This window comes from Burkholderia humptydooensis, assembly GCF_001513745.1.
Lineage (GTDB): Bacteria > Pseudomonadota > Gammaproteobacteria > Burkholderiales > Burkholderiaceae > Burkholderia > Burkholderia humptydooensis.
Window position 1 is genome coordinate 3226487 of record NZ_CP013380.1, and the last position, 15399, is coordinate 3241885.

Annotated in this window: 17 protein-coding genes and 1 pseudogene; 11 read left to right on the forward strand and 7 right to left on the reverse strand. The window is 67.6% G+C overall.

Annotated elements, in window-relative coordinates; translation table 11 throughout:
* The first annotated feature begins 449 nt into the window (after nt 1–449).
* On the forward strand, nt 450–593 hold the full coding sequence (locus AQ610_RS36850) for a stress-induced YchH family protein (RefSeq protein ID WP_015601877.1): 144 nt from the start codon (nt 450–452) through the stop codon (nt 591–593).
* A gap of 143 nt (nt 594–736) precedes the next feature.
* On the opposite strand, the gene AQ610_RS14410 is transcribed toward AQ610_RS36850, so the two are convergent.
* Nucleotides 737–1300, reverse strand: a complete 564-nt coding sequence (locus AQ610_RS14410; protein ID WP_009911531.1) for a helix-turn-helix domain-containing protein — start codon at nt 1298–1300, stop codon at nt 737–739.
* A 131-nt stretch (nt 1301–1431) separates the two neighbouring features.
* Here AQ610_RS14410 and AQ610_RS14415 point away from each other — a divergent pair, with 131 nt between their 5' ends.
* The 3 genes and pseudogenes from AQ610_RS14415 to AQ610_RS14425 all read left to right on the forward strand — a co-directional run bounded on the left by AQ610_RS14415 (nt 1432) and on the right by AQ610_RS14425 (nt 3896).
* Nucleotides 1432–2214, forward strand: a complete 783-nt coding sequence (locus AQ610_RS14415; protein ID WP_009911530.1) for an aldolase — start codon at nt 1432–1434, stop codon at nt 2212–2214.
* An 81-nt stretch (nt 2215–2295) separates the two neighbouring features.
* A complete protein-coding gene (locus tag AQ610_RS14420) occupies nt 2296–3192 on the forward strand; it encodes a dihydrodipicolinate synthase family protein (protein ID WP_009911529.1) in 897 nt (298 codons plus the stop codon).
* Nucleotides 3193–3206: 14 nt separating this feature from the next.
* A pseudogene (locus AQ610_RS14425) lies at nt 3207–3896 on the forward strand (MOSC domain-containing protein).
* Nucleotides 3897–3946: 50 nt separating this feature from the next.
* On the opposite strand, the gene AQ610_RS14430 reads toward AQ610_RS14425, so the two are convergent.
* Nucleotides 3947–4837 carry an alpha/beta fold hydrolase gene (locus AQ610_RS14430; protein WP_006024846.1) on the reverse strand — a complete coding sequence of 297 codons (891 nt, stop codon included), beginning with the start codon at nt 4835–4837 and terminating at the stop codon, nt 3947–3949.
* Between the two features lie 114 nt (nt 4838–4951).
* On the opposite strand from AQ610_RS14430, the gene AQ610_RS14435 reads away from it, so the two are divergent.
* Complete coding sequence (locus AQ610_RS14435) at nt 4952–5848, forward strand: LysR substrate-binding domain-containing protein (protein WP_009911526.1); 897 nt, start codon at nt 4952–4954, stop codon at nt 5846–5848.
* 202 nt (nt 5849–6050) lie between these two features.
* A complete protein-coding gene (locus AQ610_RS14440) occupies nt 6051–7013 on the forward strand; it encodes a LysR family transcriptional regulator (protein ID WP_006024844.1) in 963 nt (320 codons plus the stop codon).
* 294 nt (nt 7014–7307) lie between these two features.
* Here the strand turns inward: AQ610_RS14440 and copC are convergent, their stop codons facing one another.
* The gene (gene copC / locus AQ610_RS14445) at nt 7308–7679 is read right to left on the reverse strand and encodes a copper homeostasis periplasmic binding protein CopC (protein ID WP_006024842.1); all 372 of its coding nucleotides are present in this window, start codon (nt 7677–7679) and stop codon (nt 7308–7310) included.
* A gap of 146 nt (nt 7680–7825) precedes the next feature.
* Here copC and AQ610_RS14450 point away from each other — a divergent pair, with 146 nt between their 5' ends.
* Entirely contained in the window at nt 7826–8548 is a 723-nt protein-coding gene (locus tag AQ610_RS14450) for a 16S rRNA pseudouridine(516) synthase (RefSeq protein ID WP_006024841.1), read from the forward strand.
* 116 nt (nt 8549–8664) lie between these two features.
* Complete coding sequence (locus AQ610_RS14455) at nt 8665–8853, forward strand: hypothetical protein (RefSeq protein ID WP_006024840.1); 189 nt, start codon at nt 8665–8667, stop codon at nt 8851–8853.
* On the opposite strand, the gene AQ610_RS14460 is transcribed toward AQ610_RS14455, so the two are convergent.
* Complete coding sequence (locus AQ610_RS14460) at nt 8846–9925, reverse strand: NAD-dependent epimerase/dehydratase family protein (RefSeq protein ID WP_006024838.1); 1080 nt, start codon at nt 9923–9925, stop codon at nt 8846–8848. The genes AQ610_RS14455 and AQ610_RS14460 overlap by 8 nt on opposite strands.
* Nucleotides 9926–9953: 28 nt before the next feature.
* On the opposite strand from AQ610_RS14460, the gene AQ610_RS14465 reads away from it, so the two are divergent.
* The 3 genes from AQ610_RS14465 to AQ610_RS14475 all read left to right on the forward strand — a co-directional run bounded on the left by AQ610_RS14465 (nt 9954) and on the right by AQ610_RS14475 (nt 12911).
* Complete coding sequence (locus AQ610_RS14465; protein WP_006024836.1) at nt 9954–10985, forward strand: CDP-6-deoxy-delta-3,4-glucoseen reductase; 1032 nt, start codon at nt 9954–9956, stop codon at nt 10983–10985.
* Nucleotides 10986–11261: 276 nt separating this feature from the next.
* Entirely contained in the window at nt 11262–12446 is a 1185-nt protein-coding gene (locus AQ610_RS14470; RefSeq protein ID WP_006024835.1) for an acetylornithine transaminase, read from the forward strand.
* Nucleotides 12447–12452: 6 nt separating this feature from the next.
* Complete coding sequence (locus AQ610_RS14475) at nt 12453–12911, forward strand: GNAT family acetyltransferase (protein ID WP_006024834.1); 459 nt, start codon at nt 12453–12455, stop codon at nt 12909–12911.
* Nucleotides 12912–12984: 73 nt separating this feature from the next.
* Here AQ610_RS14475 and AQ610_RS14480 read toward each other — a convergent pair whose 3' ends face one another.
* From AQ610_RS14480 to AQ610_RS14490, 3 genes are all read right to left on the reverse strand, one after another.
* On the reverse strand, nt 12985–13653 hold the full coding sequence (locus AQ610_RS14480) for a DUF2278 family protein (protein WP_009911518.1): 669 nt from the start codon (nt 13651–13653) through the stop codon (nt 12985–12987).
* Nucleotides 13654–13904: 251 nt separating this feature from the next.
* Complete coding sequence (locus AQ610_RS14485; RefSeq protein ID WP_015600719.1) at nt 13905–14621, reverse strand: ABC transporter ATP-binding protein; 717 nt, start codon at nt 14619–14621, stop codon at nt 13905–13907.
* Nucleotides 14621–15394 carry an ABC transporter ATP-binding protein gene (locus tag AQ610_RS14490; protein WP_009911514.1) on the reverse strand — a complete coding sequence of 258 codons (774 nt, stop codon included), beginning with the start codon at nt 15392–15394 and terminating at the stop codon, nt 14621–14623. Before AQ610_RS14490 ends, AQ610_RS14485 begins: the two co-directional genes overlap by 1 nt.
* Nucleotides 15395–15399 lie beyond the last annotated feature (5 nt).

Below are 15399 nucleotides of genomic sequence, written 5' to 3' on the forward strand. Positions count from 1 at the left end.
AAATTAATTTTCCGCCACATAAAGCTCTGTCCGAAATTTGGCGTGTGCGGCCCCATGCGCGCCAGCAGACATCGAAGCATCGCGCCACTACCGCCTACGCTCGCTGCGGCATCGTCCGACGGACATGCCCCGCACCGCCGGCCGCGGCAATCGAGCCCCGCCTTGACACTATCAACGCGGAGCTTTTTCATTTGCGCCCGCCACGGCGCGGCGCGGCGCGGCGCGGTGCGGACCGCCAGTCGGCCATGCCGTGCGGCGCACACTCCTGCCCAATCAAGGTGGCGACGAACATCGGACGCCGCTCGCCTGGCCGCCGGCAGCCCCAACCTGCGTCCCGCCTAAAGAAACCGCCCGTCCGCTCGCCAAAAATTTCGCCACATGCAAACTTCCGGAAATGATTCAGTGGGAATTGTTACAATCCACATCCAAATATATGAAGAATGCAATAGATGCAAGGTATTGTTTTATCTCTTCAAAACGCGTTGTCGCTCGAGAACGTGCTGCTGGGATTGGGTGCGCTTGTCGTGGTCGGCGGCCTCGCGTATGCGATCCGATCGATCCGGCTCTTCATGAAAATCGGCAACGACGAGTGAGTCCTTGCTGACCGGCGATCCGCGTTCGTGCCGACCGGCGCGACACGTTCGCCAATCCGCCCTCCGTGTCGCGCGCGTCCGTCGCCGGCGGACACCACCCGCCCGTCACGTATCGATCTCCTCCTCCCGGTCGTCCGCCGCCGCTACTGCGCGTCGTCGCGCACGCCCTCGTCGTTGCTCACGACGACGAGCACCTCCGCCTGCGTCGCGCCGACGCTGCGCATCCGGTGCGGAATCAGCGCATTGAAATAAACCGAATCACCCGTCTTCAGCTTGATCGTCTCGTTCGGGAACGCGATCTCGACACGCCCCTTGTGGACGAACAGCATCTCCTCCCCTTCGTGCTCGCGAAACGCCGAGCTCACGTAATCGCGCGGCGGATACACGATGAACGGCAACAGCCTCTTCGGCGCGACGCCCGCCGCGATGCTCTCGTACGTGCGTGCGCGCACGCTCGATACGCTGCCCATCGACGTGCGCTCCGACGCCCGCGTGACCGTGATCAGCTCGCGATCCCGGCTCTCCGAGAACAACTGCTCGACGTCGACCTGCAGCGCCTTCGACAGCTTCAGCGCGACCGCGATCGACGGCACGCTGAGGCCGCGCTCGACCTTCGACAAATAGCTCTTCGTGAGGCCGGTCGCTTCGGCCAGCACGTCGAGCGTCCATCCTTTCTGCTTTCTCAGCAGCTTCAGACGAATCGTCATGACGGCAAATGTCTTTTGAAAAACTGATTGTATCATATGACACTTTGTGTCCTATAATCTACTTCGTGTTCTTGATGCGCCGCGACGACGCGTCAGGAACACGGCATATTCGTTCACATCCTGGAGGCGGTATGGTCGACACATTGAAGATGGGCAAGGCCGAGCTCGTCGCGCTCGCGCAGCGGCGGCTCGACAACGAAATCAAGGATAGCGGGTGGACCGCGCGCGAGAAGCTTGCGCTCACGTGTCGGATCCTGTTCGACGACGGGCACGACTGCAGCCTCGCCGGACAGATCACGTGCCGCGCGGATACGCCGCACACGTACTACACGCAGCGCCTCGGGCTCGGTTTCGACGAGATCACCGAATCGAATCTGCTGCAGGTCGATCAGGATCTCGAAGTGATCGGCGGCGAAGGCATTCCGAATCCCGCCAACCGCTTTCACACGTGGATCTATCGCGCGCGCCCCGACGTCAACTGCATCATCCACACGCATCCGGCGCACGTCGCCGCGCTGTCGATGCTAGAGACGCCGCTCGTCGTGTCGCACATGGACACCTGTCCGCTCTACGACGATTGCGCGTTCCTGAAGGATTGGCCAGGCGTGCCCGTCGGCAACGAGGAAGGCGAGATCATCTCGAACGCGCTTGGCGACAAGCGCGCGATCCTGCTGTCGCATCACGGCCAGCTCGTCGTCGGCAAAACGATCGAGGAGGCGTGCATGCTTGCGATCCTGATCGAGCGCGCAGCGCGGCTGCAACTGCTGGCGATGGCGGCCGGCGCGATCGAGCCGATCCCGCCCGCGCTCGCGACCGACGCACACGACTGGATCTCGACGCCGAAGCGCGACGCCGTGACGTTCGCGTACTACGCGCGGCGCGCGCTGCGCCATCACCCCGACTGCCTCGGCTGATCCGCCGAATTGCCCGCGCGTCGAATCGATAGCGAACCGACGACGACCCGACGACATCGAACACTCCGGAGCCCCCGACTCATGTCCAACCCATTGCAAGGCATCATCGCCTACCCCGTCACCCCCTTCTCGCCCGACGGCCAGGTCGACACGACCGCCCTCGGCGCGCTCGTCGAACGCCTGATCGCAAGCGGCGTGCACGGCATTGCGCCGCTCGGCAGCACAGGCGAGAGCGCCTATCTGTCCGACGCCGAATGGGAAGCCGCCGCGTCGGCCTCGATTCGCGCCGTCGACCGCCGCGTGCCGGCCGTCGTCGGCATCTCCGATCTCACCACCGCGAACGCGGTGCGCCGCGCGAAGTTCGCCGAGCAGGCAGGCGCTGACGCGGTCATGGTGCTGCCCGTGTCGTACTGGAAGCTGGACGACGAAGCGATCGTCGGCCACTATCGCGCGATCGGCGACGCGATCGGCATTCCGATCATGCTGTACAACAACCCGGCGACGAGCGGCATCGACATGTCGCCCGAGCTGATCGCACGCATCTTCCGCACGGTCGACAACGTGACGATGGTCAAGGAGAGCACGGGCGACATCAAGCGCATGCACCGGCTCGCGCAACTGGGCGACGGCGCGATCCCGTTCTACAACGGCAGCAATCCGATGGCGCTCGCCGCGCTCGCGGCGGGCGCGGCCGGCTGGTGCACCGCCGCGCCGAACCTGAATGCGCGCCTGCCGCTCGCGCTGTACGAAGCGATGCGCGCGGGCGATCTCGGCACGGCCCGCGCCGTCTTCCACCGGCAACTGCCGCTCTTGCAGTTCATCGTCGCGGGCGGGCTGCCCGTCACGGTGAAGGCGGGGCTGCGGCTCGCGGGCTTCGACGCGGGCGAGCCGCGCAAGCCGCTGCGCCCGCTCGGCGAAGAGCGCACGCGCGAGCTCGCCGCGATTCTCGACGCGCTGCGCGACGCTGCTCACGCGTGAACGGAACGGCGCGCATGCATTCGATGAACGCGAAACTCGATGCGCTGCTGATCGGCGCGATACGGCCGCTCGCGGATACGGCGCACGCGAGCGCGATCGGCAAGCAACCGGTGCACGAGCGCCTGTGGCTCGCGCGCACCGGCTTCGCCGGCGACGAGCAGGCCGACCGCAAGCATCACGGCGGCCCGGACAAGGCGGTCCATCACTATGCGTTCGACCACTATGCGCTATGGGCGGCCGAGATCGGCCCGCGCGACGTGCTCGCGCGGCCGGGCGCATTCGGCGAGAACCTGTCGACGCGCGGCATCGCCGAGCGCGACGTGTGCATCGGCGACGTCTTCACGCTCGGCGGCGCGACGCTGCAGGTCTCGCAGTCCCGGCAGCCGTGCTGGAAGCTCAATGCACGCTTCGGATTCCGGAAGATGTCCGCGCGCGTCCAGCAGAGCGGACGGACCGGCTGGTAATACCGCGTGCTCGACGAGGGCTGGGTCGAGCCCGGCGGCGAACTCGCGCTGCGCGAGCGGCCGCATCCGGAATGGCCGCTGTCGAGCGTGCTCGATGTGCTGTACCGGCGCACGCTCGATGCCGGCGCGCTCGAAGCGCTGTCGCGCATCGACGCGCTGCCGCCGTCATGGCGCCAACTGTTCGAGCGGCGGCTGAAGGCCGGCGCGGTCGAGGACTGGACGAAGCGGCTCGACGGATGACATGAGCGCGCAACGGGCGGCGGGGACCGGCGCCCGCCGCCCTGTCGCGCTCACGCGCCGGCGCAGAACGCGACGATCGCATCGGCGACGCGCGCCGCCGCCTCGCGTTGCGGAAAGTGACCGACGCCATCGAGTACGACGCGCTCGTAGCGTCCGGCGAAGAAACGCTCGCGCGATGCGGAGCTGTCCGGATGGTTGCAGGTGTCCGCGCCGCCGTGCAGCACGAGCGTCGGCACGGACAGAACGGGCGCGGGATTCAGACGCGCTTCGTCGTGCGCATACGCGGCGCAACCGTTCGCGAAGCCCCAGCGGTGCCGGTACGAATGCAGCACGACGTCTGCCCAGTCGGGCCCATCGAACGCGTCGGCCGCTTCGTCGAAGTCCTCCGGCGCATACCAGCCCGCCGGCGCCCACGTGTCCCACATCGTCCGCGCGAACGCGCGGCGATCGTCGCGCACCGCTCGCTCGCCGCGCGACGTCGCCATGAACCAGTGATACCAGTAACGGCGCGCCTGCTGCAGCGACAGCGGCTGATTCGGGTCGTTCGTGCCGTAGCCGACCGACAGCATCACGAGATGCGACGCCGCCCGCTCACGCAACCCGCACGCGTTCGCGGCGGCGCGCGCACCCCAGTCGTGTCCGACGAGCACCGGGCGTTCGAGCCCCAGCGCGTCGGCGAAATCGAGCAGATCGCGCCCGAGCGCCGCGAGTTGCCCGCTGCGCGGCGTCGCCGCGTCGCGAAAGCGGGTTGGCGCAAAACCGCGCAGCGCGGGCGCAAGCACGCGATAGCCGGCGTCGGCGAGCACGGGCGCGGCCGCGTTCCAGCACGCCGGGCTGTCCGGCCAGCCGTGCAGCAGCACGGCCGTGCGCGCGCCGTCCGGATTCCATTCGAGATACGCGACGTCCAGCAGCGGGGTCGTCGCAAACAGATAGTCGGGCATCGGGGTCTCCGCCGGTTGTCAGGTCGGTGACGTCGATCGTAGCCCGGGCTCTCGTCACGATTCTCAAAGAATCATCATCTATTATTCGAATATCTCGTTGAATCGGTGATCCGCATGAATGCGCCGTCGGACTCGGCAGCGATGTCGCTCGACATCGTGCTGCTGCGCACCTTTCTCGAAGTCGCCGACAGCCGCGGCTTCGCGCCCGCGGCCGAGCGGCTCGCGCTCACGCCGTCGGCCGTCAGCGGGCACATCAAGCGGCTCGAGCAGGCGACGGGCGCCGTGCTGCTCGCCCGCACGACGCGGCGAGTTGAGCTCACGCCCGCGGGCGAGACGCTCTATGCATATGCACGCAACATCGTCGAGATGGAGCGCGAAGCGCGTGCGCGGCTGCGCGGCTCGCCGCTGCACGGCCGGCTGCGCGTGGGCGCGTCGGAGGATTTCGCCGGCGCGTGGCTGCCGCAGGTGCTGCACGCGTTCGGCCGACTGCATCCGCGCGCGACGATCGAGCTGAAGGTCGGCATCACCGCGGATCTGCTGCGGCACCAGGCGTCGGGCCGCATCGACGTCGTGCTCGGCAAGCATTGCCGCCGCATCGACGACAACGCCGGCGAACTGCTGTGGGAAGAGCCGCTCGTATGGGCGTTCGCATCCGGCGCCGCGCTCGACGCAAACGACGCGCTGCCGCTCGCGCTCTTTCCCGAGCCTTGCGTGTACCGCGAAGCGGCGCTCGCCGCGCTGAGCGACGCGCTGCGGCCATTTCGGATCGCGTTCGAAAGCGGCAGCATGGCGGGCTGCGTGGCGGCCGCGCTCGCGGGATTCGCCGTCACCGTCGTCGCGCGCAGCCAGTTGCGCGACGGCCTGCGCGAATGCGGGCCGAACGACGCACTGCCCGCGCTGCCCGCCGCGCGCTTCTACGCGTTCTCGCATCGACCGACGCCCGCCAGCAACGCGCTGATCGACGCGGTGCGCGAAACCGGACGCCGCCGCCGTTTCGCACCGGCGCATTAACGCGCCGGCGCAAACGAACGCGCGCTCGTTCGAGACGTTCGTCTCACAATGAATCGCCAATACTCGGCAGCCGAAGCGAGATAAACGGTCGACGATGAATCGACGAGAATCGATGAACGCGGGCATAAGAAAATCCCGCGAGTTCGAAAACAAGTCGCGGATATACTAGGATTCATCCATTCAAAATCTCGTCAAAACGTCCATGCGCGAGGTCAATCGTTTCTCCGAGATGGCCGTGTTCGTTCAGGTGATCGAGTCGTGCGGATTCTCTGCGGCGGGACGACGGCTCGACATGACGCCATCGGCGATCAGCAAGTTCGTTCAACGGCTCGAGACGCGGCTCGGCGTGCGCCTTTTGAATCGCACGACGCGCAAGCTGCAGCTCACGCCCGAAGGCGCCGCGTTCTACGAGCGCTGCGTGCGCATCCTCGAAGACATCGCCGACGCCGAGCGCGAGGCGATGCACGGCGCGATTCCGCAGGGGCGCGTGCGGATCAATTCGCACGTGCCGTTCGGCAAGCATCATCTGATGCCGCTCTTGCCCGAGTTCCAGCGCCGCTATCCGGACATCACGCTCGACATCGTGCTGTCGGACGCGGCCGTCGATCCGCTCGACAACCGCAGCGACATCGCGATCCGCTCCGGCGCACTCGACGATTCGCGGCTCGTGATGCGCAGGCTCGGCGGCAGCCGGATGGTCGTCGTCGGCTCGCCCGCGTATTTCGAGCGCAACGGCGTGCCGGCGACGCCCGACGATCTCGATCGCCACAACTGCATCGGCCTCAGCGGCAACGCGAAGGCATGGCCGTTCGTCGCGGCGGAAGGCCAGCGCCTGCTGCCGTCGGGCGGCCACCTGCTGCTCGGCGACAACGAAAGCATCCGCGAAGCGGCCGTCTCCGGGCTCGGGCTCGCGCGGCTCGCGCGCTTTCACGTCGACGCGGACCTCGACGCGGGACGCCTCGTGCCGGTGCTCGAGGCATTCAATCCGGGCGACGAAGAAGAGATCAACGCGGTGTTCGTCGGGCCGAGCGAGCATCTGCCGATGCGCGTGCACGCGCTGCTCGATTTCCTGAAAGAGCGGATACGGATCGGGCCGCGCGCCGCCGGCGATCGCGGCGAGGCGCCGACGCTCGGCGCGCGCGCCGTCGTCACGCGGCTGCGCTGAGCGCGCCGCCGGCGATGCGCTTCGGCGTGCCGTCGCGCGCACGAGCGGGTGCGTGCATATGCATATGTGCGTGCATCGTGCACGCGTGCTCGATGCGCTTTCAGCGGCTAGCCGCGTTTGACTCCGTCCGGAAGCGGGAAAACGGCGAAACGCGCGCCGAACGCCGGCGGACACATTCGCGGCTTCCGCGCAACCGGCGCGGCGACGAACGATCTCGAATAGCGAATCGACGAGATGTGGATTCGTCGAACGCTGCCGCGCATCGGAACACCGCGGCGGCCCCTCGCCCGGCGCCTATTTCACGGTGAACGTATAGCGGCCCTGCGTGCGGTGGCCGTCGGTTGCAACCGCCACCCACTTGACCGTATACGCGCCGGCCTGCAGCGGCTTGAGCGCGACCGACATGCGCTTGCGATCGTTCGCGTCGACGACCGCCTTCGCGGCCTGGGCCGGCGCGCCGGCTGCATCGACGACGACGATCGAGCTGAACGCGGGCTCGAGCGTCTCGGTGAAGTCGATCGACACGGCCTGCGGCGCCGCGACCGCGGCATTCGCGGGCGGATCGGTCTTCTCGGGTTTCGCGTGCGCGAATGCGGCGCCCGACAGCGCGAGTGCGAGCGCGGCGGCAAGGCCGCGCCGCGCGACGGAAGTGATCGTCATGGTCATCGTTACCTTCGTTTGAACGAGGAATGGCGGTCGCAAGCGCGACCGCGGGGCCCCGAGCTTAACAGCCGCCACGCGCGCTTGCGCACGAGCGCGCCGCGACCGTTCTCCCGATCCGCGTTTGATGCGCTTGGTACAATGCGCGCGCCATGGATCTCGAAAGCATTCTGTTTACGCAAGGCTTCGGGTCGCGCCGCCAGTGCCGCGCGCTCGTCGAAGCGGGACGCGTCGCCGCCGTCGGCGCGACGTGCACCGACGCGCACGCGTCGTTCGACACCACGCAGCTCGTGTTCGAAGTCGACGGCGTCGCTTGGCCGTACCGCGCGCGCGCGTACGTCGTGCTCAACAAGCCGGCGGGCTACGAGTGCTCGCGCGAGCCGCAGCATCATGCGAGCGTGTTCAGCCTGCTGCCGCCGCAGTTCGCCGAACGCGGCGTCCAGTGCGTCGGCCGCCTCGACCAGGACACGACGGGCCTGCTGCTCCTGTCCGACGACGGCCAGTTCGTCCATGCGTACACGTCACCGAAGCGCAAGACGCCGAAGACCTACGTCGCGACGGTGCGCCACCCGCTCGACGACGCGCAGCTCGACGCGCTGCGCGCGGGCGTGCTGCTGCACGGCGAGCCGAAGCCGGTCGCGGCGCTCGCCGCCGTCGCCCGAGGAGAACGACTCCTCGAAATGACGATCGCCGAAGGGAAATACCACCAGGTGAAGCGGATGGTCGCCGCCGCGAGCAACCGCGTCGACGCGTTGCATCGCTCGCGCATCGGCGGCTTCGCGTTGCCCGGGGATCTCGCCGAAGGCGCATGGCGCTGGCTCGACGAGCACGATCTCGCCGCATTGCGCGGCACGGCGAAAACCCTGTCAGGGTAAGCCCGAACGGCCGCCGCCCGGCGGCCCGAGCCATGCCGCATCGCAGCATGGCAGTGTCATCAAGCCCCGCTATACTCGAAACAAACCACAATACGTTCCAGGTTTGGGGGGACATCATGACCATCGACAATCCGATCGAAATATCGTCCGTGATACTGGCGTTCGCGGCGCTCGGCGCGATCATCATCGGCGGGCTGCTCACCGCGATGCATCTGAAGCGCAAATATCATCCGAATCTGATTGGCGCGCTGATCGGCGCGCTGCTGTGCTTCCTGTTGATCGAGGCGTTGCCGGCAATCACTTGACCGGGCGCGGCGCGGGCACGGTGCGCAGAAAGTCGTCGACAGTCGGATAACGCAGCGCGATGCGCAATTCGCGCTTCATTCTCGCGTTCGCGAGCCGCCGCGACTCGCGCATGAACGACAGCAGCATCGGCTCGAGCTGCCGCTCCGCTTCGGCGCGCGCGATGCGCGGCGGGCTGCGCATGCCGAACGCGCGCGCGATCCGCTCGAAGTAGTCCCCCATCTTCAGCTCGGTATCGTCGCTCGCATGGACGACCCGCGCGGGCTTGCCGCGCGCGGCGGCGCGCAACAGAATCGACGCGAGATCGTCGGCATGAATATGGTTCGTATAGACGTCGTCGGCCTCGGCGAGGGCCGGCGTCCCCTTCTCGAGCCGCGCGAGCGGCAACCGGTTCGCCGCGTAGATGCCGGGGATCCGCACGATGCGCGCGGACAGCGCACCGCGCGCGGTCGCGCGGCGAAGCTGACGCTCGGCCGACACGCGCCGCTGCGCGCGCAGATTCGCGGGCCGCACCGGCCGCGTTTCGTCAACCCGCGCGCCGCCGCAATCGCCGTAGACGCCGCTCGTGCTCGCGTAGACGACGACGGGACGCGACGGGGCGTCGGGTACAATAGCCGATGCTCGAAAAAGTGGCCGAGCCGATCTGGCAGTGGCCCGCCCGGCGCGCAGCCTGCCGTATGCCGGCGCGAACTGACGCGACGGCCGCCGCGGCGACGCGAGCGCGGCGATGAGCGCCTGCGTTCGGCGATCGACGTCGCCCGTGGCCTGCGGCGGCGCGAGATGCAGCACGACGTGCGCGACGCGCGCGATCCGCTCGAGCGTCGCGCGCGCGTCCAGATCGCCGACGACGGGCACGACGCCCGCCGCCCGAAGTTCGGCGCAGCGCGAGCGCCGGCTCGTCAGCGCGACGACGCGCAGGTTCTCGCGCCGCGCGCGCAGTTGCGCGGCGCAGCGCAGGCCGACGTCGCCGCAGCCGACGATCAATACGCGCGGCCGGCGCAGGATTCGTGTCGCAATCATGGTGTATCGGTTGATCCGCAGGAATGCATTGTAGCTGCCGTGCACGCCTTGCACGGTCCCCACTTTTTGTTCTCAACGACTTATGGCTTTTAACGTAACCCTCAAGCAAAGCGGCCGGCAGTTCCAGGTCGAGGCCGACGAAACCGTGCTCGCGGCGGCGCTGCGCCAGAACGTCCATCTGCCCTACGGCTGCAAGAACGGCGCGTGCGGCTCGTGCAAGGGCACGATCGTGCAAGGCCAGTTCGAGCAGGGGCCGCATTCCGCATCGGCGCTGTCGAACGACGAGCGCACGCGCGGCCTCGCGCTCCTCTGCTGCTCGAAGCCGCAGAGCGACCTCGAAGTCGACGTGCGCGAGATCGCGGGCGTCGACGGCGTCCAGGTGAAGAAGCTGCCGTGCCGCGTCGCGGCGCTCGAGCGCCGCGCGGACGACGTGATCGTGCTGAGGCTGCAGTTGCCCGCGAACGAGCGCCTGCAGTATCTGGCCGGCCAGTACATCGAGTTCATCCTGAAGGACGGCGCGCGCCGCAGCTATTCGATGGCGACCGCGCCGCACGAGGAAGGGCCGATCGAGCTGCACATCCGCCACATGCCGGGCGGCAAGTTCACCGACCACGTGTTCGGCGCGATGAAGGAACGCGACATCCTGCGCCTCGAAGGCCCGCTCGGCACGTTCTTCCTGCGCGAGGATTCGGACAAGCCGATCGTGCTGCTCGCATCCGGCACGGGCTTCGCGCCGATCAAGGCGATCATCGAGCACGCGCACCACGCGAAGCTCGAGCGCCCGATGACGCTCTACTGGGGCGCGCGCCGCAAGAAGGACCTGTATCTGCTCGACGCCGCCGAGCAATGGGCGAAGGAGATCCCGAACTTCAAGTTCGTGCCGGTGCTCTCCGAGCCCGACGCGAGCGACGCGTGGGCGGGCCGCACGGGCTTCGTGCACCGCGCGGTGATCGAGGATCTGCCGGATCTGTCCGGGCACCAGGTGTATGCGTGCGGCGCGCCCGTGATGGTCGAATCCGCGCAGCGCGACTTCACGCAGCACCATGGCCTGCCCGCCGACGAGTTCTACGCGGACTCGTTCACGAGCGCCGCGGACCTCGCACACCCGGTCTGAGCGCCGCGCGGCCCGGGAAAACCGCCGCGACACGGAATTGTCGCGTCGCAGCGGTTTACTTGAGGCCGCGTGATGCCTTATGCTTGCGCACATGAACCGCTTCCAGTCCGCTCTCCGACGTCGCCGCTCGCCGCTCCGCACGGATGCCGCCGGCTCGCCACGGACTCGCGCGTAACCGCTTCCCCGTTACGCACAAGCTGTTCGAACCACCAAGCCACGGCATCCCGTGGCTTTTTTTATTGTCTTTTCGCCGACTGCCCGCTGGAGCCTGCCGCTATGCCGCTGAACGACTACCCGATCGACTCGCTGATGTACATCACGAACCGCCCCGACATCGTGTTCACGCACGGCAAGGGCTCGTGGCTCTACGACCACACCGGCAAGCGCTACCTGGATTTCATCCAGGGCTGGGCGGTCAACTGCCTCGGCCACTGCAACGACGGCCTCGTCCAGGCGCTGCAGGCGCAGGCCGAGAAGCTGCTGAACCCGTCGCCCGCGTTCTACAACGAGCCGATGGCGAAGCTCGCGGGCCTCCTCACGCAGCACAGCGTGTTCGACAAGGTGTTCTTCGCGAACAGCGGCGCCGAAGCGAACGAAGGCGCGATCAAGCTCGCGCGCAAATGGGGCCGCAAGTTCAGGAAGGGTGCGTACGAGATCATCACGTTCGACCACGGCTTCCACGGCCGCACGCTCGCGACGATGTCGGCGAGCGGCAAGGCCGGCTGGGACACGATCTACGCGCCGCAGGTGCCGGGCTTTCCGAAGGCCGAGATCAACGATATCAACTCGGTCGAGCGGCTGATCAACGACAAGACCGTCGCCGTGATGCTCGAGCCGATCCAGGGCGAAGGCGGCGTGATCCCGGCGTCGCGCGAATTCATGCGGCAACTGCGCGCGCTGACGAAGCAGCACGACCTGCTGCTCATCGTCGACGAAGTGCAAAGCGGCTGCGGCCGCGCCGGCACGCTGTTCGCGTACGAGCTCGCCGGCGTCGAGCCGGACATCATGACGCTCGGCAAGGGCATCGGCGGCGGCGTGCCGCTCGCGGCGCTGCTGTCGAAGGCGGACGTCGCGGTGTTCGAGGCGGGCGACCAGGGCGGCACCTACAACGGCAACCCGCTGATGACCGCGGCGGGCCACGCGGTGATCTCGCAGCTCGTCGCGCCGGGCTTCCTCGAAGGCGTGCGCGCGCGCGGGGAATACCTGAAGCGCAAGCTGCTCGAACTGTCGGAGGAGCGCGGCTTCGAGGGCGAGCGCGGCGAAGGCCTGCTGCGCGCGCTCCTGCTCGGCAAGGACATCGGCCCGCAGATCGTCGAGAAGGCGCGCGACATGCAGCCGGACGGCCTGCTGCTGAACGCCGCGCGCCCGAACCTGCTGCGCTTCATGCCGGCCCTGAACGTGACGAACGACGAGATCGACCAGATGATGGCGATGCTGCGTTCGGTGCTCGATTCGCTCTGATCGCGCATGTCGACCGAGATCGTCACGAACGACGTCGCGATCCGCCCGTTCGGGCTCGGCGACACCGACGCCGTGCTCGCCGTGTGGCGCGACGCGTTCCCGTCGTATTCGGACGCGAGCGCGCCGCACCGCGATCCGCGGCGCTCGATCGAGCTCAAGCTCGCGACGCAGCCCGAGCTGTTTTTCGTCGCGACCGCCGACGGGCGTGTCGTCGGGACCGTGATGGCCGGCTACGACGGTCATCGCGGCTGGCTGTATTCGCTCGCGGTCGAACGCGGCGCGCGGCGGCTCGGCATCGGCCGCGCGCTGCTCGCGCATGCGGAGGCGGCGCTCGCCGCGCGCGGCTGCCCCAAGGTGAACCTGCAGGTGCTACCGGGCAACGACGACGCGTGCCGTTTCTACGAAGCGCTCGGCTACCGCGCGGAAGAGCGCATCTCGTTCGGCAAGCGGCTCGCGACGGATTGACGTTGCAGTGAACGCGGCGCACCGCGCCGCCGTTTTTCGCGGCATGCGCCGCCGCCCGCATCGCCGCGCCCGCCTACGAAATCGGCCCCGCGACCGGCAGCGGATTGCCCAGGCCGTCGGTCGGCACCGCCTGCTGCTCGAATGCCGCGAAGTACGCGGCCCATTGCTCGCCGCCAAGATCGACGAAAAGCGCGCCGTCCTGCCACACGTCGTTGTGATCGTTCGCGTCGTTGCCCGGCCGATGCAGGAAGTGCGGCCCGGACGATCCCTGGTTCATGTGCGTATCGTGTATGCCGTTGCCTTCGACGTACGTGCGCCCGAACACATACAGATCGAGGTTCTGCTGACGCGCGGCGTCGACGAGCCGCAGCATCGACGGAATCGGCTCCGGATGCTCGGTGCCGTCCATTACGTCGCTCATGCGCCACGCGCCTGTCTCGCTCAGGACGTCGCTGCGCACGAAGTCGAGCGCCGGCAGCGCAGCGCCGCCCGTCAGGTCCGTATAGCCTTCCGCCGCCGCGGCGAGCGTCTGCGTGACCGGATGATGGAAATCATAGACGAGCTTGTACTTGAGCAAGTCGTCCGCGTCGTTGGTGCCGACGTTGATCGCAACGTCCCAGTCGCCGTCGGGCAGCGCGAGCGTCAAATGGACGTGATACTGCGTCTCGTTCGCGCGCGCCGCCGCTTTCAGACCCGCAACCGCTTTGATCTTCGCTTTCACGAAACCGTAATCGAGGCTCATGTGCGTCTCCGTTCGAGGGTAGCGTACACATTGTGCCTGAGCTGCGTGTCGGTTTTCGATAGGCCGATCGGCGAACGCGGGCGACAGTTGCTCCGCGCGCACGCTGCCGCGCTCGGCGCGCCCCCTGACACATTCGCCGCCCCGGCAAAACGAACGGGAGGCCGCCGAAAAACAAAAAGCCGCCACGGCGCGCCGTGACGGCCTCATGAACGCCACCCCGCGCAAACCGCGCGGCCGGCATCGATCGGCGTTTACTCGCCCAGATACGCGGCGCGCACCTTCGGATCGTCGAGCATCTGCTTCGCGTCGCCTTCCATCGTGACCGTGCCCGAGTCCATCACGTAGCCGCGGTCCGCCGCCTGCAGCGCGAGGCGCGCGTTCTGCTCGACGAGCAGCACCGTGATGCCCTCCTTCGAGATCTCGCGCACCACCTCGAAGATCTTCTCGACCATGATCGGCGACAGCCCCATCGACGGCTCGTCGAGCAGCAGCAGCTTCGGCTTGGACAGAATCGCGCGCGCCATCGCGAGCATCTGCTGCTCGCCGCCCGACAGCGTGCCGGCGAGCTGCGTCGCGCGCTCCTTCAGGCGCGGAAAGAAGCCGAACATCCGGTCGACGTCCTTCTTGATCTGCTCGTTGTCGTTGCGCAGATAAGCGCCCATCTGCATGTTCTCGACGATCGACATCCGCGCGAAGATCCCGCGGCCTTCCGGCACCATCGCCAGGCCGCGCTTGAGCAGTTCGTGCGGCGGCACGCCCTTGATCGACTGGCCGTCGTACTCGATGTCGCCCGCCGAATACGGCTTCAAGCCCGTGATCGCCTTCATCGTCGTGGTCTTGCCCGCGCCGTTCGCGCCGATCAGCGTGACGAGCTCGCCCTGACGGACTTCCATGTCAACGCCCTTGACGGCCTGGATGCCGCCGTAGTTGACCTGCAAGCCCTTGATTTTCAACATTGCCGCTGCCATCAGTGCACCCCTGCGCCGAGATATGCCTCAATCACCTTCGGATTCTTCTGCACGTCCTGCGGCAGACCCTCGGCGATCACCTTGCCGTAATCGAGCACCGTCATCCGGTTGCACAGGTGCATGACGAGCTTCACGTCGTGCTCGATCAGGAGAATCGTCCGCCCGTCCGACCGGATCTTGTCGAGCAGACGCGTGAGCTCGACCTTCTCGGTCGCGTTCATCCCGGCCGCCGGCTCGTCGAGCGCGAGCAGCTTCGGATCGGTCGCGAGCGCGCGCGCGATCTCCAGGCGCCGCTGGTGGCCGTACGACAGGTTGCGCGCGGTGTAATCCGCGTACTGCAGCACGCCGACGTAATCGAGCAGTTCGATCGCGCGCTCCTTGATCTCGCGCTCTTCCTTGCGCTCGGCGGGCGTCTGGAACACGGCGCCCAGCAGGCCGTGCTTCGTGCGCACGTGGCGCCCGACCATCACGTTCTCGAGCGCGGTCATTCCGCCGAACAGGCGAATGTTCTGGAACGTGCGCGCGATGCCCGCCTTTGCGACCTGATGCACGGCGGTCGGCGTGTAATCCGCGCCGTCGAGCTTGAACTCGCCGGAATCCGGCGTATAGAGCCCCGTGATCACGTTGAAGAAGGTGGTCTTGCCCGCGCCGTTCGGGCCGATCAGGCCGTAGATCTGGCCCTCGCGGATCTCGAGGCCGACGTCGGACAGCGCCTGCAGGCCGCCGAAGCGCTTGTTCACGCCTTTGACGGACAGTCGAATTTGTTCGCTCATTACCT

Coding starts and splice junctions, on each gene's coding strand:
- AQ610_RS14430 (WP_006024846.1), bottom strand. CDS start 4,837: ATGCCCGACTATCTGTTTGCGACGACCCCGCTGCTGGACGTCGCGTAT.
- AQ610_RS14470 (WP_006024835.1), top strand. CDS start 11,262: ATGCCGCTGAACGACTACCCGATCGACTCGCTGATGTACATCACGAAC.
- AQ610_RS14455 (WP_006024840.1), top strand. CDS start 8,665: ATGACCATCGACAATCCGATCGAAATATCGTCCGTGATACTGGCGTTC.
- AQ610_RS14490 (WP_009911514.1), bottom strand. CDS start 15,394: ATGAGCGAACAAATTCGACTGTCCGTCAAAGGCGTGAACAAGCGCTTC.
- copC (WP_006024842.1), bottom strand. CDS start 7,679: ATGACCATGACGATCACTTCCGTCGCGCGGCGCGGCCTTGCCGCCGCG.
- AQ610_RS36850 (WP_015601877.1), top strand. CDS start 450: ATGCAAGGTATTGTTTTATCTCTTCAAAACGCGTTGTCGCTCGAGAAC.
- AQ610_RS14410 (WP_009911531.1), bottom strand. CDS start 1,300: ATGACGATTCGTCTGAAGCTGCTGAGAAAGCAGAAAGGATGGACGCTC.
- AQ610_RS14480 (WP_009911518.1), bottom strand. CDS start 13,653: ATGAGCCTCGATTACGGTTTCGTGAAAGCGAAGATCAAAGCGGTTGCG.
- AQ610_RS14435 (WP_009911526.1), top strand. CDS start 4,952: ATGAATGCGCCGTCGGACTCGGCAGCGATGTCGCTCGACATCGTGCTG.
- AQ610_RS14450 (WP_006024841.1), top strand. CDS start 7,826: ATGGATCTCGAAAGCATTCTGTTTACGCAAGGCTTCGGGTCGCGCCGC.
- AQ610_RS14475 (WP_006024834.1), top strand. CDS start 12,453: ATGTCGACCGAGATCGTCACGAACGACGTCGCGATCCGCCCGTTCGGG.
- AQ610_RS14485 (WP_015600719.1), bottom strand. CDS start 14,621: ATGGCAGCGGCAATGTTGAAAATCAAGGGCTTGCAGGTCAACTACGGC.
- AQ610_RS14415 (WP_009911530.1), top strand. CDS start 1,432: ATGGTCGACACATTGAAGATGGGCAAGGCCGAGCTCGTCGCGCTCGCG.
- AQ610_RS14440 (WP_006024844.1), top strand. CDS start 6,051: ATGCGCGAGGTCAATCGTTTCTCCGAGATGGCCGTGTTCGTTCAGGTG.
- AQ610_RS14420 (WP_009911529.1), top strand. CDS start 2,296: ATGTCCAACCCATTGCAAGGCATCATCGCCTACCCCGTCACCCCCTTC.
- AQ610_RS14465 (WP_006024836.1), top strand. CDS start 9,954: ATGGCTTTTAACGTAACCCTCAAGCAAAGCGGCCGGCAGTTCCAGGTC.